Here is a 22,480-nt window from a genome sequence, read left to right on the forward strand (position 1 = left end):
CTTGCCAGGCGCCAGTCGCTTCAGGGGATGCGTCGCGTCCTCGGCCTGGCGTCGATCCTGTTCTGCGCCAGCCTTTCAGGACCTGCTGTGCTGATTGGCATTGTGCAATTCGGTGTACAGCCTGTTCAGTCGTGCCTGCATGTGATTCCAGTCGTATTCGGCTTCAATCGCTGCACGGCCGGCCTGGCCCATGCGGTCGGCTTCGTCGGGATGCGTGAGAATCCAGTCGATGGCTGCGCTCACCGCTTCCGAGCCTTCCTCTGGGGAGACCAGCAGCCCGCAGTGATGGCGCTGGATCACCTCGCGTGCAAACTTCAGGTTCGAGGCGATCACGGGAATGCCGGCCGCCATGTATTCAAACAGCTTATTGCTGCTGGAGTTCTCTTCATCGCCCTGCAGGTCGTGAATCAACAATCCTGCACGTGACTGACTGAGCAGCTGCTGGACCTGGATTCTGTCGATCAGGCCCCATTCGGCGACACGGCGCCATCCGGGTCTCCTGATGATCTGATCCCGATACTCGGGTGGATACCATTTGCCGGCCAAGGCCAATCTGCAGGTGGAGTTGGCGACGGCATCCACCATCACTTCGACGCAGCGGTCTTTGGACAGCACGCCGATGTAACTGACCAGGAGCTCTCTTTCGCTGGAGCGAATTGTTCCGGGCTTGAGTTCGTCGGGTCGCACATGATTTTCGATGACGACAGCTTTCTTCGTCCTCAGGTTGCTGAGCATGTGTGGCGCGGCTACCGTGCAGGCATTCAGATTGCGGCAGGCGCATTGTTCCAAAAGGCCATAGGCCCATGCCAGAAGCTCTTTCAGCAGCCACGGCAGGTTGGATGCCTTTCTGAGGTGGAGGCGGTAGTACTCATGGATGTCATAGATGACGCATTGGCCGCATCGTCGGGCCACCAGTGCCCCGGGAATGAGCTCGGGATCGTGAAAATGCAGGATCTCGTGCCGCGCTTGGATCGCGCGTCGCCACATCGCTGCAGCCGTGAGACTGGCGCGTTGCAGGCGACTGCGCGGTTGTCCAAGATCAACGATCTGAATGCCCCTGCAGCGTTCGTCGCCCCGTCCATCGGCCACATAGAGGGTCACGGCATGGCCAGCCTCTGCCAGTGCTGAGCACATCTTCTTCGCGATGCGTGTGTCGTCACGCGGGTGAACCGTGCTCAGGTGCGCGATGTTCATGTCATCTCCTTTTTGCTCTGCCATGAACTGGCGGGACTGCAGTCCATCGCCGCTTGAAGCGATCTGCTCTCGCCGTGAAGCACGGGCGAGATGAACGCTCCTGATGCGCGCAGGCAGCCCAAGGCTTGCATCGGAATAGGCTGAACCCTGCGTTGGCCTATAGGTTCTGATGGTGGGGATGGCCTCAAGGACCGGGGCGCGTGCAGACAGGCTCTCACGGATTGGCGCTCGGATTGAGTCCCCACGTTCTGGTTACAGCTTTTCCACTGTCATTGCTTGCGTCCTTGCCTGGCGGCAGAGCGCGGGCAGGGCGGGTGTCATCACGGCGGTTCCCCACAGGCTCCAACGGTTGTGCTGTAGGCCCTGTTGCCGCTGCAGGGGGCCCAAGGCCCGGTATTGGTGCGCAACCAGCGAGTCCGTATTGCTGGCTTGTGGCCATGTGGGAACAGGCTCATTCGCCAGTGATCCAACGGCCAGTGGTGCGCGTGGTGGCCTCAGCGATCCACCGAGCCCATGATCACGTCGATGGAGCCGAGGATGGCCATGATGTCGGCCACCTTGTTGCCCTTGAGGATGTGGGGCAGGATCTGGAGGTTGTTGAGATCGGCCGCGCGGATCTTGAAGCGCCAGGGGGTGACGTCGTCGTTGCCCAGGATGAACACACCGATCTCTCCTTTGCCGGATTCCAGGCGGGTGTAGAGCTCGCCGCTGGGGATCTTGAAGGTGGGCGCCACCTTCTTGGCGACGTACTGATAGTCGAAGCCCGACCATTCGCTCCCCTTGCCCTCGGCCATGCGCCGCGCCTCCAGGTTTTCGGTGGGGCCGCCGGGGATCATCTCGATCGCCTGCCTGAGGATCTTCAGTGACTCGCGCATCTCCTGGATGCGCACGCGATAGCGGGCGAAGCAGTCTCCCTCCTTCTCCCAGGCCACATTCCAGTCGAAGTCGTCGTAGCACTCGTAGTGATCGACCTTGCGTAGATCCCAGGGCACCCCTGAGGCGCGCAGCATGGGCCCCGAGAGGCTCCAGTTGATCGCCTGCTCGCGCGTGACCGTGCCCAGGCCCTCAATCCGCCTGCGGAAGATTGGGTTGTTGGTGATCAGCTTCTCGTATTCGTCGATTTTCGGGCCGAACCAGTCGCAGAAATCCCTGCACTTCTCCAGCCAGCCATAGGGGAGATCCACCGCCACCCCGCCGATGCGGAAGTAGTTGTTGTTGATCAGTCGTTGTCCCGTGGCTGCTTCCCAGAGGTCGTAGATCATCTCCCGCTCGCGGAAGATGTAGAAGAACGGTGTCTGTGCCCCCACGTCCGCCAGGAAGGGGCCAAGCCAGAGCAGGTGATTGGCGATGCGGTTCAGCTCCAGCATCAGCACGCGGATGTAGCTGGCCCGCTTCGGCACCTTGATGTCGGCCAGGCGCTCGGGTGCGTTGACGACGATCGCCTCGTAGAACATGCCGGCCGCGTAGTCCATGCGGCTCACGTACGGCACGTACATGACGCTGGTGCGGTTCTCGGCGATCTTCTCCATGCCGCGGTGCAGGTAGCCGATCACCGGCTCGCAGTCGACCACGTCCTCGCCGTCAAGCGTCACCACCAGCCGCAGCACCCCGTGCATCGAGGGGTGATGGGGGCCGAAGTTGACCACCATCGGCTCGGTTCTGGTCTCGAGCTGGGTCATGGCGCCCGCTGCAGCTTGGGAAGGTGCGCCATCCTAGGGAGATCGCCGGCGGCTGCCTGTTCCCCGTGGTTGCCGTGGCGACCTTTGGGCATGCGGCGTGACTCAGGGGGCCAGCGCCGGCTCCAGATCCGTGGCGGCGAAGTCCTCGCCCTTGAACAGCAGCGGCACCTGCAGGGCCTTCGCCAGCCCGTAGCAGAAGCAGTCGCCCAGGTTGAGGCTCGCCGCGTGTCGGCCCTTGCCGTAGATGCGCCAGCCCTGCAGGGCCCAGTGCATCTGCTCCTTGTCGAGGGGCACCAGTTCCACCCGGAGGCTCAGCAGAAGCTGCTCGATCTCACTGGGTTTGACGGCGTGACGCACGCTTTCAGCCACCAGGCTCAGCTCCAGCCGGGTGGCGGTGCTCAGGTACAGGGCTGAAGCCCGCACGGCCGCGTCCAGAAGGACCTCGGCGTCGCTCTCTTGCAGCAGCACCGCCATCAAGGCCGAGGTGTCCACGACCAGGGCGCTGTTCAGCTGGCTCATTTTGGCAGCCCGTCCTCGTCATAGAGGGCGTCCTGCAGCTCCTTGCTGGAGAGACCCTGCCATTCGTTCCTGGCGCTGACGCGGGCGCAGATGGCGCGAATCGCCGCCTTTCTGGCCTCGATGGCGGAGGGCGGTTCCGTGCTGGGGCAGCGCTCGAGTTCGGCCCGCAGGGCCTGCCGCACCGCGTCGGTGACGGTGGTGGAGCGCCGCGCCGCCAGCTCGCGGGCCATGGCGTGCACCTCGGGATCCTTGATGTTCATGCCCATGGCGGAGGCTCCCTGGCTCCCGGGAAGGTAGAAATCCTGATCGATTCTACCTGGGGCATGGGTGCGCGCCCCCCCCGCGGGCCGGTGTCTTCGCTCTCGCCTAAGACGGAGTTCATGGAGTCCACACCGGCCGTGTCCCCCGTCGGCAGCGATCACGCCTTCGCCCATCAGCCGGTGCTGGCCGCCGAGGTGCTGGAGGCCTTCGCCGATCTGCCGGAGCACGCTGTCGGTGGCGGCCCGCCGCGCCTGATCGACTGCACCCTCGGTGGCGGCGGCCACAGCGCGCTGCTCCTGTCGGCCCATCCCGGCCTGGAGCTGATCGGGCTGGACCAGGATCCGACCGCCCGCGCCGCCGCCAACGAGGTTCTCGCGCCCTTTCCGGGGCGCGCCACGATCATCGCCACCAACTTCGCCGACTACGTGCCGGATGGCCCGGTTGACGGCGTGCTGGCCGATCTGGGCGTCAGCAGTCCCCAGCTGGATGTGGCGGCGCGGGGCTTCAGCTTCCGGCTGGCCGGGCCGCTGGACATGCGTATGAACCCCGGCGCCGGCGAGACCGCCGGCGAGCTGATCGACCGGCTCGAGGAGAGCGAGCTGGCTGACCTCATCTATGCCTATGGCGAGGAGCGGCTGTCGCGTCGGATCGCCCGGAAAGTCAAGCAGGAGGGCCCCTGGGGCGATGCAGGCCGCCCGCGGGACACCTCCGAGCTGGCCTATCTGGTGGCCGGCTGCCATCCGCCCGCCGCCCGCCGCGGCCGCATCCACCCCGCCACCCGCACCTTCCAGGCGTTGCGCATCGCCGTCAACCGGGAGCTCGAGGTGCTCGAGCGGCTGCTGCAGCAGGCCCCCGACTGGCTGGCCCCCGGCGGCGTGCTGGCGATCATCAGCTTTCACTCCCTCGAGGACCGGCGCGTCAAGCAGGCCTTCCTGGCCGATGAGCGGCTGGAGCGGATCAGCCGCCGGGCGATCAAGGCCGGCGAGGCCGAGCAGGAGGCCAACCCCCGCAGCCGTTCGGCCCGGCTGCGGCTGGCGCGTCGCGTCGCCTGAGCGGTTGCTCAACCAGCGGGCGGCTCCCGTTGTCTGCGGTTTCGGATTCGCCTCGCCTTCGGCCGGGCCAGGGGCCAGGGGAGTGACCTGCCGCATGGATTGGCGCGCTCCGGCAGCCCAGACTGAACAGCCCTGCGCGCCCGCCGCAACCGGCCGTCCCGATGACTGTGCCCTCCTCTGTCGTCCTCTGGTGGGTGGCGCTGCTGGTGCAGGCCCTGGCCGTTCCGGGTGTGCTGCTGCCGGTGCTCCCCGGGCTGGCGCTGCTGCCGCTCGGCGCCCTGATCTGGGTCGCGGCGGTGGGCTGGCAGGTCGCCTGGCCCGTGCTCGCCCTGGAAACGCTGCTGTTGCTGCTGGGCTGGGGGGCGGATGCCCTCGGTGTGCTGCTGGGGGCCGCCCGCCTGCAGGCCAGCCGCTGGGCCTATGTGGGCGCCGGCCTGGGTCTGGCGGTGGGATTGCTGGGGTTGCTGCCTGCCCTGCCGGTCGGCGGGCCGCTGCTCGGTGCCCTGCTGGGGCCCCTGCTGGGGGCGAGCCTCGGCGAGCTGGTCGCGCTGGCCCGCCGTCCCCACCACGGTGGTCCGCCCCGGCCGCTGCGCTCTCTCCAGGTGGGCCTGGCGGTGGTGGCCGGGATGCTGGTGAGCCGGCTGGCATCCTTTGTGCTCGCCCTGATCGGTGTCGCCGGGTTTCTGGCGCTCAGCGGCGGTCCCACGGCCTGATCCGCCTGGTCGCCGCCGTTCAGGGGGTGGCCGCGTCCGACTCGGAGGGTCCGGGAGGGATCGCCTCCCCCTCTCCTTCCTCGCTGGCGCGCAGCTGCTGATAGGCCGCCGTGGTGATGCAGATCACCGCCGGCCAGGCCGCCAGGCTGCCGATCCAGCAGGCGAGCAGACCGAGACCGCTCAGCAGTGTGGTGACGATCAGCAGCAGGAGCACCAGGGGCCACTGCGGATCCACGAGCTGTCTTCCCCGCTCCACCGCCGCGGCCCCGCCGCCCCTCTCCAGCAGCACGATCTGGAGCAGGAACAGCTGGTTCACGCTCAGATACAGCAGCGTCACCAGGGTCAGTGCCACGCAGAGCAGCAGCAGGGCCAGCAGCAGCAGGGCCAGCAGGCGTGTCGCCTCCTGGCCGAGCCGTTCCTGCAGAGCCGACGACTCCCCCAGCAGCAGGATGGACAGACCGAACAGCAGGGCCATCCCGGCCGGCAGGCTGACCATGGCCGCCAGCCGCAGCCAGGCGCGCAGCAGTCGCAGCCAGGTCCGGCCATCCCAGCGCAGCAGTTCCATCAGGGCCGGGCGCTGCCCCTGCAAGGCCAGCACCGCGCCGCGCCCCAGGCCCAGGCTTCCCCACAGGAGCGCCGCCGCCACCACCACCAGCCCCAGTCCGTACAGGGCCCAGTCGCGTGGGTCGCCCGAGGGACTGGCGCCGCTGCCGATCCGCCAGAGCAGCGGTTGCTGCAGCACGATCACCACGTTCACCAGCAGGGCGAAGGCCACGAACACCCGCGGCGCGCGGCAGAAGGCCTGCCAGCCGTCGTGGATCGCGTCGCCGAGGTCGAGCCGTCCTGGTCGGGAAGGACCGGAGTCTGGGGCTGGGGTCCGTCGCTGGAGCCAGCCGCGTGCACTGCCGCCGGCCGGGGTGGCGGCGGTCGGGTCGGGCCTGGATGGATCGGACGCCATGGCGGGTGCCCGGTTCGGCGCAAGCTAGGGGGTGGACCGCAGTTCGGCCAGGGCCGCAGCCACCGCGTTGATCGCCCGCTCGATCTCCGCCTCCTGGGTGCCGCGGCCCAGCCCGAAACGGATCGAGGCCGCCGCCTCGACGGGACTGCGGCCCAGGGCCGCCAGCACGTGGGACGGGCTGCCCTGGCTGCAGGCCGAGCCGCTGCTGACCGCCAGCTCGCGGCGCAGCCGCCGCTGCAGTCGTCCTCCTTCCACGCCGTCGATCGTGATGTTGAGGTTGTGGGGCAGCCGCCGCCGCGGATGGCCGTTCAGTCGGATGCCGCCGAGGGCCTCCAGGCCGTCCCACAGCCGTTGCCGCAGGGCCCCGAGCCGTGCGCCGCGCTCCTGGAGGTCGGCCATCGCCAGCTCCACCGCCCGGCCCAGTCCCACCAGCAGCGGCACCGCCAGGGTGCCGGCCCTCAGGCCGTGCTCTTGGCCACCGCCGTGCTGCTGCGGTGCCAGCGCCACGCCCTCGCCCCGCAGCAGGGCCCCCGCGCCCTTGGGGCCATAGAGCTTGTGGCCGCTCAGGCTGAGCAGGTCGATCCCCAGCTCCGCCATCGTCAGGGGGATGTGCCCCACCGCCTGGGCGGCATCGCAGTGGAGCAGGGCGCCGCGGGCGCGGCAGAGCCGGCCGATCGCCTGCAGGTCCTGCAGCACGCCGATCTCGTTGTTGGCCGCCATCACCGACACCAGCAGCGTGTCCGCATCGATGGCTGCCTCCAGCCGCTGCAGATCCACGAGGCCGTCGGGCTGCACCGGCAGCACGGTGAGCGGGAAGCCATGCAGGCCCAGCCACTGCAGGGGATCGAGCACGGCGCGGTGTTCGGTCGCCAGGGTCACCAGAGCGCGCCGCCGCTCGCCCCGTTCCAGCGCCGCCTCCGCCACCCCTTTCAGCGCCAGGTTGTTGGCCTCGGTGGCGCCACTGGTGAAGATCACTGCCCGCGCCTCCACGCCCAGGGCGGCGGCGACCCGCTCGCGGGCGATCTCCACGGCGGCGGCGGCCTCCAGGGCCGGTCGGTACAGCCGGCTGGAGGGGTTGGCGAAGCAGCTGCTCCACCACGGCTCCATCGCCTCCAGCACACGCGGATCGCAGGGAGTCGTCGCGTGGTGGTCGAGGTAGGCCAGCATGCCTCCATGCTGAACCGTCTCCGCCGCGGCCGCCTGCTGCTCGGCCGCCGCCCCTTGCCGCTGCGCTCTGACCGGATGCCGGCCTGGGGGATGGGGCTGCGTGCGGCGGCGACCCGGATCGCCGTCCCCGCTGGCCACCTGGCCGCTGCCCGGTGCCTGGCCCCGGTTCACGCCCGGCGCCAGGCCGGTGTGCTCCTGGCCGCCGCGCTGTGCGGCGTTGCCGCCCTGCCGGGTCTGGCCGCTGATCCCCCCGCCAAGAGTCGTGCTCCCCATCCGCCCGACCTGGTGATCCTGCTGCGCAGCGAGAGCGTCAACGGCCTGAAGCGGGTCGGGGTGTTCGGTGCCAAGGCCGATCCACAGCAGCCCGGCCTCTGGAGCGTGCAGGTTTGGGAGGAGACGAATGACCGCGTCACCATCGCCACCGACCGCGTCCGCTGCAGTGCCACCGCGCCGATGCGCATCACCGGCGCCGGCGGTCAGCTGCTGGTGCGTGAGCTCAATCCCGGTGGCGCCATCCATCCGGCCAATCGCCTCGACCATCTGATCTGGTGGGCCGTCTGCCATCCCTCCCTGGCCGGTCGCGATCCCGCCGGCCTTGTCGAGGAGGCGCGGCGACTGGGCTACAGCGGCCAGCTGCCGGAGCGGCAGGAGCAGCTGCAGGCGCCCCGCCCCTGAGCATGCGTCGATCACCGCTGATGGGCCGGGTCCGCTCCGCGCGGGCTCCGGCCGTCATCGGTCCGGGGCGCCCTGCCTGGGTCTGCCTAGCATCGCTCCAGCCGCCGCGGCCCCTGGTGACCCGTCCCGATTCCGACTCCAGCCTTGTTCCCGAGGATCCAGCGGCCGCGACGGTCGAGGACGGCGACGCCGGTGCGGGGAAGCCGCCGGTGCGGCTGCTGCTGGTGGACGACGAGCCCGGCCTGCGCACCGCGGTGAAGGCCTACCTGGAGGACGAGGGTTTCCAGGTGACCACCGCCAGCGATGGCGAGGAGGGGTGGACCGCGGCCCAGGAGATCCTGCCGGACGTGATCCTCAGCGACGTGATGATGCCCCGCTGCGATGGCTTCGCGCTGCTCAAGCGGCTCCGCGCTGACGAACGGCTCGGCGGCACGCCGGTGATCTTCCTCACCGCCAAGGGCATGACCGCCGATCGCATCGCCGGCTTCAACGCCGGAGCCGACGACTACATCCCCAAACCGTTCGATCCCAACGAACTGGTGGCGCGGGTGCACAACGTCGTGCGCCGTCAGGAGCGGCTGCTGGCCGAAGCCGCCCGCTTCGCCGACGCTGACATCAGCGCCATGGCCAAGCAGATCACCGAGATCCGCTCGATGCTCGGCAACGGCCCCAGCAAGAAGGCGGCGACTCCCGACGTCAAGCTCGATTTCACGCCGCGCGAGGCGAGCGTGCTCCAGCTGGTGGCCGAGGGAATGATGAACAAGGAGATCGCCCGGCGCCTCGAGACCTCGATCCGCAACGTCGAGAAATACGTGAGCCGGCTGTTCATCAAGACCGGCACCGCCAGCCGCACTGAACTGGTGCGCTACGCCCTCGAACACGGCCTGGTGGAGTGAAGGTCCGGGCGCAGGTTCCGGCCCTTCGCCCCGGTGTCGGCCACCTGCAGCGAGCGGAGGAACGTCCGGGTGGGGAGCGGCCGCCGACCGGCGGACCACGGCTGCCGCGACCGGTTCGCCCGGCAGGGCACCCCCTGACGGCGGCCACGGCGTGCCGATGACGGCCGAGGATTGGCTGCCGGCGGCCTTCAACCGCGGCTGGATCTATCGCGATCGGGTGCAGGCCGCCCAGGCCGGCCACCGTGTCAGCGCCTTCTATGCCCAGCGCCATCGCCATTCCGGTGCGATGGTCTGGGGCCGTCGGCTGGAGGCGGGGGAGATCGCGCGCAACGGTGAGATCCTGCGTCTGGATGCGCCGTTGGCGGCGGGCGACCGGCTCGCCTGGCATCGTCCCCCCTGGCTCGAGCAGGCCGTGCCGGCGGCGTGGACGGTGGTGCACGACGACGGTGATCTGCTGGTGCTTGACAAGCCCGCCGGTCTGCCGGTGCTGCCCGCCGGCGGCTGGCTGGAGCACACCGTGCTGCGCCTGCTGGAGCGGCGACACCAACGCGATCCTGCCGGGATCCCCAGGCCGGTGCATCGGCTGGGGCGGTTCACCAGCGGCCTGCTGGTCTGTGCGCGCCAGCCCGCCACCCGGGCCTGGCTGAGCGCCGCCCTGCGGGAGAGCACCGCCGCCGAGCAGTCCCCCGATCGGGAGGGACAGCGGCCATCGGTGCGCAAGCTCTACCGGGCCTGGCTGGTGCCGGGGCGGCTGTCGCTGGAACCGGGCGCGAGCCTGCAGATCAGCACGCCGATCGGCCGCCGCCCCCACGCGCAGCTGGGATGGATCTGGTGCGCTGCCCAGGATCGGCAGCCGGGTGATCTGCATGCCCACAGCTGGCTCACCCTGCTGGAGCGCCGCGGCGCGGGAGATCTGGTGCAGGTGGCGATCGGCAGCGGCCGGCCGCATCAGATCCGCATCCACTGCGCCGCGGTGGGGGCACCGCTGCTCGGCGATCCGCTCTATCTCCCGGGGGGTGCGGCTGCTGCCGGGTCCCTGCCGGGCGAAGGGGGCTACCGGCTGCAGGCCTGGCGGCTGGAGCTGCAGCGGCCGGAGGGGGAGCGCCTCGTGCTGGAGGTGCCTGAGGGGCTGGGTGAGCAGGGCGCCTGAGCCGTTGATGGTCGTCGCAGGCAGCCGGCGGATCTGCCGCTTCAGCGTGCGCAGAGCGCCAGACTCGCCTGGCTTCACGGCGTCGCTGTGACCCGTCATCAGCTGGAGCTGCTGGGGGCCTCCCAGCCTGGTGGCGGTGCCTTGCTGCTGGAACGCCCCGGCCTGCGGCTGCGCCACTGGCGCGGCTGGCTGGCGCAGCCCGAGGCAGTCCGCGAGGCGCTGCGGCAGGAGGTGCCCTGGCGGCAGGAGCGCATCACGCTCTGGGGACAGACCCATCCGCTGCCGCGGCTCACCTGCTGGATGGCCGATCCGGGCTGCTCCTACACCTACAGCGGCCTTCGCAACGCCCCCACGGCCTGGACGGAGACCGTCTCATGGCTGCGGTCGCTGGTGGAGGCGCAGGCGGGCTGCCGCTTCAACTCGCTGCTGTTGAACTTCTACCGCGATGGCCGCGACCGCATGGGCTGGCATGCCGATGACGAGCCCGAACTGGACCCGGAGGCGCCGATCGCCTCCCTCAGCCTGGGCGCCACGCGGGCATTCCAGCTGCGGCCTCGCCGGCCCATCGACGGGCAGCGGCCGACACTCAGCCTCGAGCTCGGCGACGGTGATCTGCTGCTGATGGATCCGCCGACCCAGCGGCACTGGCTGCATCAGCTGCCGCAGCGCCTCCGCGTTCAGGAGGCGCGGCTCAATCTCACGTTCCGCCTGGTGCGGTCCAGCGATTGAGGCGCCTGCCTAGGCCGCCAGCAGCGGGTCCAGCTGGCCGCGCCGATCGAGGGCGTGCAGATCGTCGCAGCCGCCCACATGCCGGTCGTCGATGAAGATCTGGGGCAGCGAGCGACCGCCGCCGGCCCGCTGGGCCATGGCGTCGCGGGCGTCTTCATCGCCGTCGATGGCGTATTCGCTGTAGGACACCCCCTTGCGATCGAGCAGGGCCTTGGCGCGGACGCAGAAGGGGCAGAACCGCCAGGTGTAGATCTCGACCTTGGCCATCGATGTGGATGCGATCACTGGGGGGCAGGTTCGCGCAGGAGCGGCACCTCCTGTCTGGCGATGATGGCCGGATGACCCACCCTGCCGATCCCGGCCGGTCGGCCGATGGCTGAACCGCGCGGCCGCCTGCTGAACATTCTCGGGGTCGCCTTCGGTCTGGCTGGTGCCGTGGGAGGCACCATCGGCGGCGGCATCCTGCGCACTCCCGGCCTGGTGGCCGCCGAGCTGGGCAGCGGCAGCGCCGTGCTGCTCGCCTGGTTCCTCGGAGGGCTCTATGGCCTGCTGGGGGCGATCTGCGTGGCCGAGCTGGGGGCGAGCCTGCCTCGCAGCGGCGGCTGGACCGTCTACGCCCGTCGCGCCTTCGGCGATGGTGCCGGCTTCGTGGTCGGCTGGACCGACTGGCTCGGGCATTGCGCCGGGGTGGCCTGGGTGGCCCTCACCGCCGGCGACTACGCCCTGGCGCTGTTCCCCTCCCTGCCGATCGGCAGCAAGGCCATCGCCCTGCTGGTGCTCGCCCTGTTCACCACCATCCAGCTGCAGGGGGTGCGCGCCGGCAGCGGCAGCCAGCTGCTGCTCAGCCTCGCCAAGACCGTGGCCTTCCTGCTGCTGGTGGCCGCCTGTTTCCTGCTGGCCGATCCGGTTTCCGCCACGGCCCTGCCCGCCCTGCCGGAGGCGGTGGCCCACGCCGGTGTGCCGGGCTGGCTGGCGCTGGCAGCGGCCTGGGTGCTGGCCTTGCAGGCGATCATCGGCACCTACGACGGCTGGCACAGCCCCATCTATTTCGCGGAGGAATTCAGCGAGCCCGCCCGCGATCTGCCCCGCTCCCTGATCGGTGGGGTGCTGGCGGTGATCGCCATCTACCTGCTGATCAACGCCGCCCTGCTGCGGGTGCTGCCGTTGCCGGATCTGGCCGCCTCCACCCTGCCGCTGGCCGATGCCGCCGAGCGGCTGTTCGGCACCCTCGGCGGCCAGCTGATCACGGCGGTGGCGCTGCTGTCGGTGCTGGGGCTGATCAACACCTCGATCCTGAGCGCGCCACGGGTGCTCTATGCACTGGCCCGGGAAGGGTTGTTCCTGCCGGCCGCCACCCAGGTGAGCGCCGGCGGCACCCCCGGCGTGGCCCTGCTGCTCACCTGCGGCGCCATGGCCCTGCTGGTGCTCTTCGGCGATTTCCCGATCCTGCTGGCGATCGCCTCCTTTCTGTATGTGGCGCTCTATGCCAGCGGCATCGCCTCGCTGTTCGTGCTGCGCTGGCGCGAGCCCGAGCTGGAACGGCCCTTCCGGGCCTGGGGCCATCCGCTCAGCGGCCTGATCGTGCTGGCCGGATCCGCGGCCTTCCTGGTGGGGGCCCTGCTGGAGGATCGCAGCCACAGCCTGGAGGCCCTGGCGCTGGTGGCGGCGGCCGCGCCTCTGTACTGGCTCACGCGGCGGTGGACGCCCGGAGAGTCGCCGGCCGGACCCTGAGGCCGGGCTGCCTCGACGATCGGCCTGACTGGATGACCAACCGTGCGAAGGCCCGTGTCGGCGGCGAACGGCGGTCCGTCTTCCAGCCAGCAGCGGAGGGGCTGTCCCCCTGGATTTGGCGTCCTCATTCCGGGCAGGCGCGCCAGCCCTCGGCGAAGGGGGCCTCCTGGGCCATCAGCGCCGCCACCCGCTCATCCAGGTCCGACTCCATCAGCCCCACCGCCAGGCTGGCCGCCACCCGCGTCGTCAGCCCCTTGACCAGCGCGGGGTCGCGCTCGCTGCCGCCGGTGCGGCGCAGAGCGTCGGCGCAGAGCCTGGCCAGATCGCTGAGCAGTTCGCCATGGCCCAGCAGGGTGTCCACCACCAGGCGATCGAGGCCCTCGGGATCGGAGGACGCCAGCAGGTGGGGCAGCTTGCGCCGCACCCGCCACGGGCCCGGGCAGGCGGCCTCGTCTCCGTGCAGCTGCGCCAGCTGCTCAGGGTGGATCGGGGGATTCCACGAGACCATCGGTCCGGCGCATGGTGACCCGATGGTGACGCCTCGGACGTGATGGCGCACCTGCCACTGCCACCCTGCCGAGTGGAGGGGCGTTCTTCAGAGGGTGGGACGCCGCCAGCGTTCCCGCTGCATCCAGCTGATCCAGTCCGCGGAGATCTCCTGCGGGCAGGTGGCCTGGCACTCCAGGTGACTGCTGCAGCCCCCGAAGCCCTCGGCCTCCATCTGCGCCACCATCGCGGTCACGCGCCGCGGCCGCTCCGGCTGTCCCTGGGGCAGCAGCGCCAGGTGCGCCAGCTTCGCCGCGGTGAACAGGCTGGCCGACGCGTTCGGGCAGGCGGCCACGCAGGCGCCGCAGCCGATGCAGGTGGCTGCATCGAACGCCAGAGCGGCCTGATCGCGGCCGACCAGCTGGGCGTTGGCATCCGGAGCGCTGCCGGCATTGAGCGAGCAGTAGCCGCCGGCGGCGATGATCCGATCCAGTGCCGAACGGTCCACCGCCAGGTCCTGCAGGAGCGGGAAGGCTCCGGCACGGAAGGGCTCCAGCACCAGGGTGTCCCCGTCGCGGAACTGGCGCAGATAGAGCTGGCAGACCGTGGTGGTGGCCTGGGGGCCGTGCGCCTGGCCGTTGACCAGGAAGCCGCAGGCGCCGCAGATGCCCTCGCGGCAGTCGTGCTCGAAGCTGAACGGCCGTCGCCCCTGACGCACCAGCTGTTCATTGAGCAGATCGAGCGCCTCCAGCACCGACAGATCCGCTGACAGCCCCTCGAGGCGATGGGTCTCGAAGGCGCCGGGAGTGTCGGGGCCGTCCTGGCGCCAGAGTCGCAGCGTCAGCGTCAGGCGGGCGCGGGTCACGGCAGATGGGCAGGAGAAGGTAAGAAAACCGGCATCATGGATGGGATTCAAGACGCGTCTGATGCCGGAGGCCCGAAAAGAGCTCCTGGCACAGCATGATGGCTTAGGTCTCGATGCACGAGCCCATGGGATTGCAGAACCCCCCGTCTGTCCCCACCATCGCCGAGCTGCAGCAGGGAGAGGTGCCCTTTGTGCTCGCCGATGCGCTCGGCCTGGTGCTGGAGGTCAACGAGCCGTTCACGCACGCGTATGGCTGGACGGAAGCTGACCTGCGGGGCCAGTCCCTGAGCCTGATCCTGCCGGAGGCGTTCCAGATGGCCCACCATCTGGGCTTCTCCCGCTTCCAGTCCACCGGACAGTCCGAGATCCTCGCCCATCCACTGCGGCTGCGGACCATCTGTCGCGATGGCCGGGAGGTGGTCTCCGAGCACTTCATCGTTGCCGAGCGCAGCGGCGAGTCCTGGGTGTTCGGCGCCACGCTCACCCCCCTGCCGGATGGCTCCCCCACGGATGCCTGAGCCATCCCCTCCCGCTCCTCCCTCGCGCATCACCGCCGAGGAAGGGGAGCTGGTGGCGCGGCTGCGCAGCACCCTGGGCCGGCTGGAGGCCGGCCTGGCCACGATCAGTGATGCCCTGGCGATCACCGACCGTCACGGCCGTCTGATGTGGTGCAACCAGGCCTTCGAGCAGCTGGCCGGTCGTCCGCGCCTGCTGCTGCTGGACCGGGCGATCACCAGCCTGCTGCCCCCCGATGCGGAGGGTCAGCCGCTGTTCAACCTGGCCCTGCTCGATGGGCAGACCACGGAGGGCCGCAACCTGCGTGCGGTGCTGCGGCATGAGCCGCTGCGCGCCGTGGCGATCGAATGGAAGCCGGTGCTCTCCGATCCCGAGTGGCCGCTGGTGTTCTGCGTTCGCGACATCAGCGCCGATCTCACCAGTGAGGCCATGCGCCAGGAAGTGCTGCGGATCGCCGCCGAACGCCGGCAGCTGGAGAAGAAGGTGCTCGCCTGCGCGGTCACGGGCCTGCCGAACAGGCTTGCGCTCGAGCAGCGTCTCGCTCTGGCCTTCGGCCAGCTGCGCGAGTATCCCGGCCTGCTCACCCTGCTGTTCTGTGATCTCAACGGCTTCAAGCAGGTGAATGACGAGCACGGCCATGCCGCCGGTGATGCCCTGCTGGTGGCCATCGGAGAGCGCCTGCAGAGCTGCCTGCGCGCCAGTGATCTGGTCAGCCGGCTCGGGGGCGACGAGTTCGTGGTGCTCAGTCAGGGACCTGCCAGTCCCCAGGAGGCGATGACCCTGGCCCTGCGGTTGCTGGAGGAGGTGGGCCGTCCCTGGCGCCTGGAGGACCGCATCCTGCATCCCGCCATGAGCGTGGGGATCGCGATGACCGACGATCCCGATCTGGGCGGGGCCGAACTGATCCGGCGCGCCGATGTGGCCATGTACGAGGCCAAGGGTGGTGGCGGCCTGCCGGTGGCTCTGCACGACAGCAGCCTCGACCTGCGCAGCCGTTCGCGCGAGCATCTCGCCACCTGGCTGCAACGCACCCTGGCCGACGAGAGCCCCGAACGCGAGGGCCTGACGCTGCATTTCCGGCCGATCATCGACCTGGGCGATGGCAGCCTCCACGGTCTCGAAGCGATCCTGGCCCTGGAGCCTCCCGGGGGCGCTCTCCAGCGCGGGGCCGAGGCCCTGGCGGTGGTGCAGCGTCTCGGGCTGGCGGTGTCGCTGGGGCGTTGGTCCCGGACCATGGCCCTGGCACGCCTGCAACAGGGGCCCGCTGCAGCCGGGACCAGTGCGGTGGCGTTCCAGGTCAGTCCCGGCGAACTGAAGGAAGGCGGCTTGAGCGCCGAGCTGGAGCGCCAGGCCAACCGCGTCGGGCTGAATCCGGCCCGCATCGCCCTGCTGCTGAGCGAGGAGGTGCTGAGCGATCCGCCCGCTGCCGCCCTGATGGAACTGGAGGCCCTGTGGGCGATGGGGGTGCGTCTGGTGCTGGATGGCTTCGGGGCCGGCTCGATTCACCTCGGTGGTCTGGCCCGTCTGCCGCTGGCGATGGTGCGGCTGCACCCCAGCCTCTGCTGCGATCCAGGCGACAACGTGCATCAGCGCCGGTTGCGGCAGGCCGCCCTGCGGCTGGCCCTGGATCTGGATCTCGAGGTGATCGCCGAGGGCATCGAGACCGAGGGGCAGCTCCAGGAGCTCCGCTCCCTGGGCTGCCGCTGGGGACAGGGTCCCCGCTTCGGGCCGCCGCTGCCCTGAGGGGTGCTGCAGCGGCCGGAGCCAGGCGGCGGGTCCTGCCGATCCAGCCGTCGAGCCATCGGGGTCGCCCTGCCGGGTCGTCATCCTCCCGGCGCTCCGGGGCTGGTCGCCCACGCCGCAGGCACCAGGTCTGCTGGCGGTGCAATCGGCGGACCCTTGTCTTCAGTGCCCTGGTCCCGGCGACTGGCTCAGCGGTAGTCGCGCCGGCTGGGCTGAACGGCGCTGAAGGTCAGCGGTTCGGCGTGCCGCAGTGGCTCGCCCACCGGCCGGTGCTCCCAGGCGGCGATGTGGGCGAAGCGGGTGTCGTCGCGCAGGGCTTCGCCTTCCGGTGTCTGGTGTTCCTCGCGGAAGTGGGCACCGCAGGATTCCTCACGGGCCAGGGCGTCGCGCAGCATCAGCGCGGACAGCCCGAAGAAGTCCTCCAGCCGCAGGGCCTTCTCCAGCTCGGCATCGATCGCACCGCCCGCGTCGGGCAGGGCCAGCTCCGAGCGGAATGCGGCCTCCAGATCGGCCACCGTCTCCAGCGCCTGCTCCAGGCCGGCGCGATGGCGGCTGATGCCGCAGGCGTCGATCATCACCAGTCCCAGGGCCCGGTGGAATGCGTCCGCCGGCCGTCTCCCACCGATGGATCGCAGCGCAGAGATGCGGGCCGCCGCACGCGAAAGGGCCTCGCGGCAGGCGGGATGGTCCTCGCTCATGGTCCCGGCCGGTTGGCCAGCCAGCCAGGCCGGCACCGTGGCCGGGGCGATGAAGGTGCCGTCGGCCAGGCCCTGCATCAGGGCGCTGGCGCCGAGGCGGTTGGCGCCGTGCTCGGAGAAGTTGGCCTCGCCGAGCACGAACAGGCCCGGCACGCTGCTCATCAGCTGGTAGTCCACCCACAGGCCGCCCATCGTGTAGTGGGGCGCCGGGTAGATGCGCATCGGCGTGCGGCGCGGGTCCTCACCGCTGATCCGCTCGTACATGGCCAGCAGGTTGCCGTAGCGGGCCTCGATCGCCGCCAGCCCCTCGCGGGCGATCGCGTCGCTCAGATCGAGATACACCGCCCGTCCATCGGCCCCCACGCCGTGGCCCTGCAGGCACAGTTCGCGGGCCCGGCGCGAGGCCACATCGCGGGGGACCATGTTGGCGTAGCTGGGATAGAGACGCTCCAGGAAGTAGTCGCGCTCTTCGGCTGGAATCGCCGCGGCGTGCCGCTGATCCCCCGCCCGCGCCGGCAGCCAGAGGCGGCCGTCGTTGCGCAGGCTCTCGCTCATCAGCGTCAGCTTGCTCTGCCCCACATCGCCGGCTGGGATGCAGGTGGGATGGATCTGGGTGAAGCAGGGATTGGCGAACAGGGCGCCGCGGCGGTGGGCGCTCCAGATCGCCGAGACGCTGCTGCGGCGGGCGTTGGTGGAGAGGAAATAGACGTTGGAATAGCCGCCGCTGGCCAGCAGCACGGCGTCGGCGGTGTGGGCCTCGAGCCGGCCGCTGAGCTGGTGGCGGCAGACGATGCCGCGGGCGACGCCATCCACCGTGATCAGCTCGAGCATGTCGCGGCGCGGCAGCAGCTCAACCCGGCCCGCCTGCACCTGCCGCATCAGCGCCTGATAGGCGCCGTAGAGCAGTTGCTGGCCGGTCTGGCCGCGGGCGTAGTAAGTGCGGCTCACCTGCGAGCCGCCGAAGCTGCGCGTGGCCAGGGTGCCGCCGTACTCGCGGGCGAAGGGCACGCCCTGGGCGACGCAGTGGTCGATGATCGACGTGCTGATCTCCGCCAGCCGGTGGCAGCCCGCCTCGCGGGCACGGAAATCGCCGCCCTTGACGGTGTCGCGGAACAGACGCGCCACGCTGTCGCCGTCGTTGGCGTCGTTGCGGGCGGCATTGATGCCCCCCTGGGCGGCCACGGAGTGCGCCCGCCTGGGGCTGTCGTGGTTGATCACCACCCGCACCCGGTAGCCCTGCTCGGCAAGGCTGGCGGCGGCGGAGGCTCCTGCCAGGCCGCTGCCCACCACCAGGATCTGGAAGCGGCGGCGGTTGGCCGGCGCGATCAGCGGCAGGCTGTCGCGGCAGTTCTGCCAGGCGGTCGGCAGGGGACCGGCCGGCAGGCGCGGATCGCAGGGGAACGGGGCCTGGCTGCTCATCGGGCGGAGGCGGTGAAGACCAGGGCGAAGGGCAGCAGGGCGAAGCCGCCCCCCAGCAGCAGGGCCAGGCCGCGGCCCAGCAGGCGGATGCGCGGCCCGTTGCCCGCTTCAAGCCAGCCCAGGCTGCGGTGGGCGCTTTCGACCCCGTGCAGCAGATGCAGGGCCAGCGCCACGCCGGCCAGGCCGTAGAGCATCAGGGCCAGGGGGGAGGACAGGGCCTGCTCCAGCGCCGCAAGTTCCGCCCCGGCCGGTGGCCGCGACCAGCGCAGCTGGCCGAGATGCACCGCCAGGAACAGCAACAGCACGCCGCCGCTGAACGGCAGCCAGCGGCCTGAGGCCGCCGCCAGGCCTTCCAGGCCGCTGCCGCGGCGGCTGCGCCTCGGTGCGGCTGTGCTTCCCGTCCGGGCGCGGTTCTGGAACCAGCGGCCCAGGGCCAGCAGCGGATGGGCCAACAGGGCCAGGGCCAGGGCCACCTCCAGCGCCGGCAGCCAGAGGCGGCCGTGCAGCCAGGTGGAGAACGCCTCGAAGCGCATCGGTGCGAGCAGGGCGAGGGAGACACCTCCCAGGTGCAGCACCAGAAAGAGCACCAGTGTCAGGCCGCTGCCGGCCAGCACCACGGTCCGGCTCAGGGATGTCATCGCAGCCCACCTCACGGCTCCCCTCGCACCATGCTCCCCCATGCCGGCGTCGGTTTCAGTCGGGTCGCCGGGCATGGGAGGCCAGCAGACGGGCACAGTCCTCCACCTCCAGCGGGCGGGAGAAGAAGTAGCCCTGATAGCCGTCGCAGCCCATCTCCTGCAGCACGCCCAGCTGCTCCGAGGTCTCCACCCCCTCCACCAGGGTCTGCAGGCCGAGTTCGCGGGCCATGGTCAGAGCGGCGCGCACGATCAGGCGGGCGGAATCGCTGCTGAGCAGGTTGGCGGTGAAGTTCTGATCGATCTTGAGCTTGTGGATCGGCAGCCTGTGCAGCGATTCCAGGGAGGAATAGCCGGTGCCGAAGTCATCGATCGCCAGCGTCACCCCCAGGCTCGCCAGCCGATCGATCTCCTCGCTCACGCCCGTGATCGGCAGGATGCCGGATTCGGTGATCTCCAGCTCCAGCAACCGGGGCTCCAGACCGTGGCGCTCCAGGGCCGTGGCGACGATGACGCTCATCGGCGTCGGTGCCGACAGCAGCTGACGGGGTGAGACGTTGACCGCCACCGGCGGCGGCTCCAGGCCGGCCCGCTGCCAGCGGCGCTGCTGGGCGCAGGCCTCCTCCAGGGCCCACTGCCCCAGGGCCTGAATCATGCCGGTACGCTCCGCCAGGGGGATGAAGGTGCCCGGGCTCACCTCCCCCCGCTCGCCGTCACGCCAGCGGGCCAGGGCCTCGGTGCCGATCAGCCGGCCGCTCGGATCCATCTGAGGTTGGTACACCAGGCGCAGCCGCCCCTCCTCCAGCGACTGCCTTAGCCGCCCCTCCAGGCCGAGCTCGCAGCGCAGGGTTTCGGTGAAGGAGGGCTCATAGAACAGCACCAGTCCCCGGCCGCTGTCATGGGCGTGGCCGAGGGCGGTGGCGGCCTGGCGCAGCAGGGTGTCGGCGTCCTCGCCATGGTCGGGATAGAGGCTGATCCCGGCGCAGAAGCCCATGCCCAGGCCCTCTCCTGCGGGAAGGGGCACGCCGCAGGCGAGCGCGCGCTGCAGCCCGGCCACCATCGCCCAGGCTTCCGCTTCGTTGAGGCCGGGGCGGATCAGCACGAACTCATCGCCGCCCATCCGCGCCAGCCAGTCGCCGGGCCGGGACCAGCCCTGCAGCTGATCGGCCACGGCGCAGAGCAGGCGGTCGCCGCTGCTGCGCCCGTGGCTGTGGTTCACCCGCCGGAATCCGTCGAGATCGAGCCACAGCAGGGCCAGGGGCATCCCGGGCCGCTGCCTGATCTGATCCCGGATGAATCGCCGTGTGCTCCGCTCATTGCCGAGCCCGGTGAGTGGATCGCTGAGGGCCAGTCGCTCCAGCTCCTGCCGGGCCGCGTTCAGCTCGCTCACATCGCGGGCCAGCAGCAGGCTTCCCTCCGCCGGCCGGCCCTCCTCCCGGCGCGGGATGAACTCCATATCCAGAAAGTGCCGGCCGCCGTCGGCGGCGCCCAGGCTCAACCGGATGTGGCGGCCCTTGCCGGCCAGAAGGGCGCCGCTGAGCTGGTCCCAGCTGGCGCGGTCCTGGGGCATCACGAACCGCGCCAGCGGCATCCCGACCAGGGAGTCGGTGCACTGACCGAGGATCCGCTCCAGGGCGGGGTTGGCGTAGAGGATCCTCAGCTCCGGGTCGAGCAGGGCCAGGCCATCGCTCTGCAGCTCCACCAGTTGGCGGAAGCGGGCCTCGCTGCGGCTCAGCTGCTCGATCAGAGCGCCCTGCTCCTGCAGCAGCGCCTGGCTCGTCTGCAGCTGACGCTCCGGGTGTCGTGTGTCCGGGCTCTCCTGGGGGCCGGGATCGTCAGCGACAGTCATCACCCTCGGGGCGTTCACGCATGGCGCGGTGGTCTCGGATCCAGGGGGTGCAGGCACGCACAACCGCATGGGGCCCGTCGCCGGTTCGGTCAGGACGCAGGGACGGGATGTGTGGAGTGCATAGCTGGCCCTGGATGCTAGTCACATCGCCGCGGTTGAACAGCGATTCCCCTGGGGGCGCGGCCGGGCTGGACCGGCGGCCACGGTGGCCCCGGCCTGCATGGGATGGTGTGCAGGCCCGCCCCGGCCGCCATGCGTCCCGCCCGCCCGTCGACGCTGTTCTGTGCCTTCCTCACCCTGCTCAATGACCGGCTGGGGGAGTCGTTGATCTTTCCATTGCTGCCCTTCCTGCTGGCGGGCTTCACCGGCGACGGGCGCACCCTGGGCCTGCTCACGGGCAGCTATGCGGTGGCCCAGTTCCTGGCCACGCCCCTGATCGGGGCCCTCAGCGACCGCTACGGCCGCAAGCCGGTGATCGCCGTGTGCGTGGCCGGCTCGGTGCTCAGCCTCAGCCTCTTCAGCGCCACCATCGCCTTCCCCTGGGCGGATGCCTGGCCCGCGGCGGCTGCCGCCGGAGTCCCGCTGGCGCTGCTGTTCACCGCCCGCCTCATCGATGGCCTCAGCGGCGGCACCGCCGCCACGGCCGCGGCGGTGCTCGCTGACATCTCCACCCCGGAGAACCGGGCCAGGGCCTTCGGCCTGATCGGCGTCGCCTTCGGGCTCGGCTTCATCCTCGGCCCTGCCCTCGGAGGAGTGCTCGGCCAGGTGAATGTCAACCTGCCGCTGCTGGTGGCGGTGGGCATCGCCGCCCTGAACCTGGTGCTGGTGCTGCTGCTGCTGCCCGAGACCCACCCGGTCGAGGCCCGTATCGCCCTGCCCCGCAAACGGGAGCTGCAGCCGTTCACCCAGCTGTCGCGGGTGTTCCGCAACCCGCAGGTGCGGCGGCTGTGCGGCGCCTTCCTTTTGTTCTTTCTGGCGTTCAACGGCTTCACCGGGGTGCTGGTGCTGTATTTCAAGCAGGCGTTCGGCTGGGGACCGGGGCTGGCGGGAGCCGCCTTTCTGATCGTGGGTGTGGTGGCCACCGTCGTGCAGGGCGGTCTGATCGGTCCGCTCGTGAAGCGCTTCGGCGAATGGCGGCTGACGCTGGCGGGCCTGGGCTTCGTGATCAGTGGCTGCGTGCTGGTGCCCCTGGCATCGCGGGATCTGGCCAGACCTATGGTGTTCACCGCCGTGGCCCTCCTGGCGCTGGGCACCGGCCTGGTCACCCCCTGTCTGCGGTCACTGGTGTCGCGGCGGCTCGATGATTCGGGCCAGGGCGCGGCACTGGGCAGCCTGCAGGGTCTGCAGAGCCTGGGCAGTTTCCTCGGTCCGCCGCTGGCGGGCCTGGCCTACGAAACCCTGGGCCGCACCAGCCCCTTCTGGCTGGGGGTCGGCCTGTTGCTCCTGGTGGCCTCGCTGGTGGCCGGCGGCACGGCCCGTCGGCCGGGTGCGATGGCGGCCTCGTGATGGCGTGCCGGCGACACGGAGCGGGCGTCTGACATTGCT

General features: G+C 70.5%; 22 protein-coding genes. 10 read left to right on the top strand and 12 right to left on the bottom strand.

Features of this window, described 5'->3' with window-relative positions:
- Positions 1-75: 75 nt before the first annotated feature.
- From H8F25_RS12275 to H8F25_RS12290, 4 genes are all read right to left on the bottom strand, one after another.
- On the bottom strand, positions 76-1,218 hold the full coding sequence (locus H8F25_RS12275; protein ID WP_231596810.1) for a glycosyltransferase: 1,143 nt from the start codon (positions 1,216-1,218) through the stop codon (positions 76-78).
- Between the two features lie 470 nt (positions 1,219-1,688).
- Positions 1,689-2,873 carry an NAD(P)H-quinone oxidoreductase subunit H gene (locus H8F25_RS12280; protein WP_197210661.1) on the bottom strand — a complete coding sequence of 395 codons (1,185 nt, stop codon included), beginning with the start codon at positions 2,871-2,873 and terminating at the stop codon, positions 1,689-1,691.
- A gap of 102 nt (positions 2,874-2,975) precedes the next feature.
- Positions 2,976-3,392 (bottom strand): type II toxin-antitoxin system VapC family toxin, encoded by a 417-nt coding sequence (locus H8F25_RS12285; RefSeq protein WP_231596811.1) that lies wholly within the window; start codon positions 3,390-3,392, stop codon positions 2,976-2,978.
- The gene (locus H8F25_RS12290; protein WP_197210662.1) at positions 3,389-3,658 is read right to left on the bottom strand and encodes a type II toxin-antitoxin system VapB family antitoxin; all 270 of its coding nucleotides are present in this window, start codon (positions 3,656-3,658) and stop codon (positions 3,389-3,391) included. The genes H8F25_RS12285 and H8F25_RS12290 overlap by 4 nt, the downstream gene beginning before the upstream one ends.
- Positions 3,659-3,772: 114 nt before the next feature.
- Here H8F25_RS12290 and rsmH point away from each other — a divergent pair, with 114 nt between their 5' ends.
- Positions 3,773-4,705, top strand: coding sequence for a 16S rRNA (cytosine(1402)-N(4))-methyltransferase RsmH (gene rsmH, locus H8F25_RS12295; RefSeq protein ID WP_197210663.1), 933 nt, complete (start codon positions 3,773-3,775; stop codon positions 4,703-4,705).
- A 161-nt stretch (positions 4,706-4,866) separates the two neighbouring features.
- Positions 4,867-5,418 carry a DUF456 family protein gene (locus tag H8F25_RS12300; RefSeq protein WP_197210664.1) on the top strand — a complete coding sequence of 184 codons (552 nt, stop codon included), beginning with the start codon at positions 4,867-4,869 and terminating at the stop codon, positions 5,416-5,418.
- A gap of 19 nt (positions 5,419-5,437) precedes the next feature.
- Here the strand turns inward: H8F25_RS12300 and H8F25_RS12305 are convergent, their stop codons facing one another.
- Together H8F25_RS12305 and H8F25_RS12310 are read right to left on the bottom strand one after the other, a co-directional pair.
- On the bottom strand, positions 5,438-6,376 hold the full coding sequence (locus tag H8F25_RS12305) for a hypothetical protein (RefSeq protein WP_197210665.1): 939 nt from the start codon (positions 6,374-6,376) through the stop codon (positions 5,438-5,440).
- Positions 6,377-6,400: 24 nt separating this feature from the next.
- A complete protein-coding gene (locus tag H8F25_RS12310; RefSeq protein ID WP_197210666.1) occupies positions 6,401-7,543 on the bottom strand; it encodes a cysteine desulfurase family protein in 1,143 nt (380 codons plus the stop codon).
- Positions 7,544-7,549: 6 nt separating this feature from the next.
- Between H8F25_RS12310 and H8F25_RS12315 the strand changes: the two genes are divergently transcribed.
- The 4 genes from H8F25_RS12315 to H8F25_RS12330 all read left to right on the top strand — a co-directional run bounded on the left by H8F25_RS12315 (position 7,550) and on the right by H8F25_RS12330 (position 10,993).
- Complete coding sequence (locus H8F25_RS12315; RefSeq protein ID WP_231596812.1) at positions 7,550-8,218, top strand: hypothetical protein; 669 nt, start codon at positions 7,550-7,552, stop codon at positions 8,216-8,218.
- Between the two features lie 209 nt (positions 8,219-8,427).
- The gene (locus tag H8F25_RS12320) at positions 8,428-9,114 is read left to right on the top strand and encodes a response regulator transcription factor (RefSeq protein WP_197213806.1); all 687 of its coding nucleotides are present in this window, start codon (positions 8,428-8,430) and stop codon (positions 9,112-9,114) included.
- A gap of 157 nt (positions 9,115-9,271) precedes the next feature.
- Positions 9,272-10,264: an RluA family pseudouridine synthase gene (locus tag H8F25_RS12325; protein WP_197210667.1), complete on the top strand. Its 993-nt coding sequence runs from the start codon at positions 9,272-9,274 to the stop codon at positions 10,262-10,264.
- Positions 10,265-10,351: 87 nt separating this feature from the next.
- Positions 10,352-10,993, top strand: coding sequence for an alpha-ketoglutarate-dependent dioxygenase AlkB (locus H8F25_RS12330; protein ID WP_231596813.1), 642 nt, complete (start codon positions 10,352-10,354; stop codon positions 10,991-10,993).
- Positions 10,994-11,002: 9 nt separating this feature from the next.
- Here H8F25_RS12330 and grxC read toward each other — a convergent pair whose 3' ends face one another.
- On the bottom strand, positions 11,003-11,260 hold the full coding sequence (gene grxC / locus H8F25_RS12335; protein ID WP_197210668.1) for a glutaredoxin 3: 258 nt from the start codon (positions 11,258-11,260) through the stop codon (positions 11,003-11,005).
- A 105-nt stretch (positions 11,261-11,365) separates the two neighbouring features.
- Here grxC and H8F25_RS12340 point away from each other — a divergent pair, with 105 nt between their 5' ends.
- A complete protein-coding gene (locus tag H8F25_RS12340; RefSeq protein ID WP_197210669.1) occupies positions 11,366-12,724 on the top strand; it encodes an APC family permease in 1,359 nt (452 codons plus the stop codon).
- 124 nt (positions 12,725-12,848) lie between these two features.
- Here the strand turns inward: H8F25_RS12340 and H8F25_RS12345 are convergent, their stop codons facing one another.
- Both H8F25_RS12345 and H8F25_RS12350 read right to left on the bottom strand, forming a co-directional pair.
- Positions 12,849-13,232 carry a hypothetical protein gene (locus tag H8F25_RS12345; RefSeq protein WP_197210670.1) on the bottom strand — a complete coding sequence of 128 codons (384 nt, stop codon included), beginning with the start codon at positions 13,230-13,232 and terminating at the stop codon, positions 12,849-12,851.
- A gap of 87 nt (positions 13,233-13,319) precedes the next feature.
- The gene (locus tag H8F25_RS12350) at positions 13,320-14,060 is read right to left on the bottom strand and encodes a succinate dehydrogenase/fumarate reductase iron-sulfur subunit (RefSeq protein WP_197213809.1); all 741 of its coding nucleotides are present in this window, start codon (positions 14,058-14,060) and stop codon (positions 13,320-13,322) included.
- A gap of 140 nt (positions 14,061-14,200) precedes the next feature.
- Between H8F25_RS12350 and H8F25_RS12355 the strand changes: the two genes are divergently transcribed.
- Entirely contained in the window at positions 14,201-14,593 is a 393-nt protein-coding gene (locus H8F25_RS12355; protein WP_197210671.1) for a PAS domain S-box protein, read from the top strand.
- Positions 14,586-16,334, top strand: a complete 1,749-nt coding sequence (locus tag H8F25_RS12360; RefSeq protein WP_197210672.1) for a diguanylate cyclase domain-containing protein — start codon at positions 14,586-14,588, stop codon at positions 16,332-16,334. Before H8F25_RS12355 ends, H8F25_RS12360 begins: the two co-directional genes overlap by 8 nt.
- Positions 16,335-16,522: 188 nt before the next feature.
- On the opposite strand, the gene H8F25_RS12365 is transcribed toward H8F25_RS12360, so the two are convergent.
- From H8F25_RS12365 to H8F25_RS12375, 3 genes are read right to left on the bottom strand one after another with little or no spacing between them, the layout of a single operon-like run.
- On the bottom strand, positions 16,523-18,451 hold the full coding sequence (locus H8F25_RS12365; protein WP_197210673.1) for a fumarate reductase/succinate dehydrogenase flavoprotein subunit: 1,929 nt from the start codon (positions 18,449-18,451) through the stop codon (positions 16,523-16,525).
- On the bottom strand, positions 18,448-19,089 hold the full coding sequence (locus tag H8F25_RS12370) for a succinate dehydrogenase (protein WP_197210674.1): 642 nt from the start codon (positions 19,087-19,089) through the stop codon (positions 18,448-18,450). Before H8F25_RS12370 ends, H8F25_RS12365 begins: the two co-directional genes overlap by 4 nt.
- A 55-nt stretch (positions 19,090-19,144) precedes the next feature.
- On the bottom strand, positions 19,145-20,935 hold the full coding sequence (locus tag H8F25_RS12375; RefSeq protein WP_197210675.1) for a bifunctional diguanylate cyclase/phosphodiesterase: 1,791 nt from the start codon (positions 20,933-20,935) through the stop codon (positions 19,145-19,147).
- A gap of 252 nt (positions 20,936-21,187) precedes the next feature.
- Between H8F25_RS12375 and H8F25_RS12380 the strand changes: the two genes are divergently transcribed.
- Entirely contained in the window at positions 21,188-22,441 is a 1,254-nt protein-coding gene (locus H8F25_RS12380; protein ID WP_197210676.1) for an MFS transporter, read from the top strand.
- Positions 22,442-22,480: the final 39 nt, after the last annotated feature.

Origin of the sequence: Synechococcus sp. CBW1004 (assembly GCF_015840715.1) — a bacterium.
Classification (GTDB): Bacteria; Cyanobacteriota; Cyanobacteriia; order PCC-6307; family Cyanobiaceae; genus Cyanobium.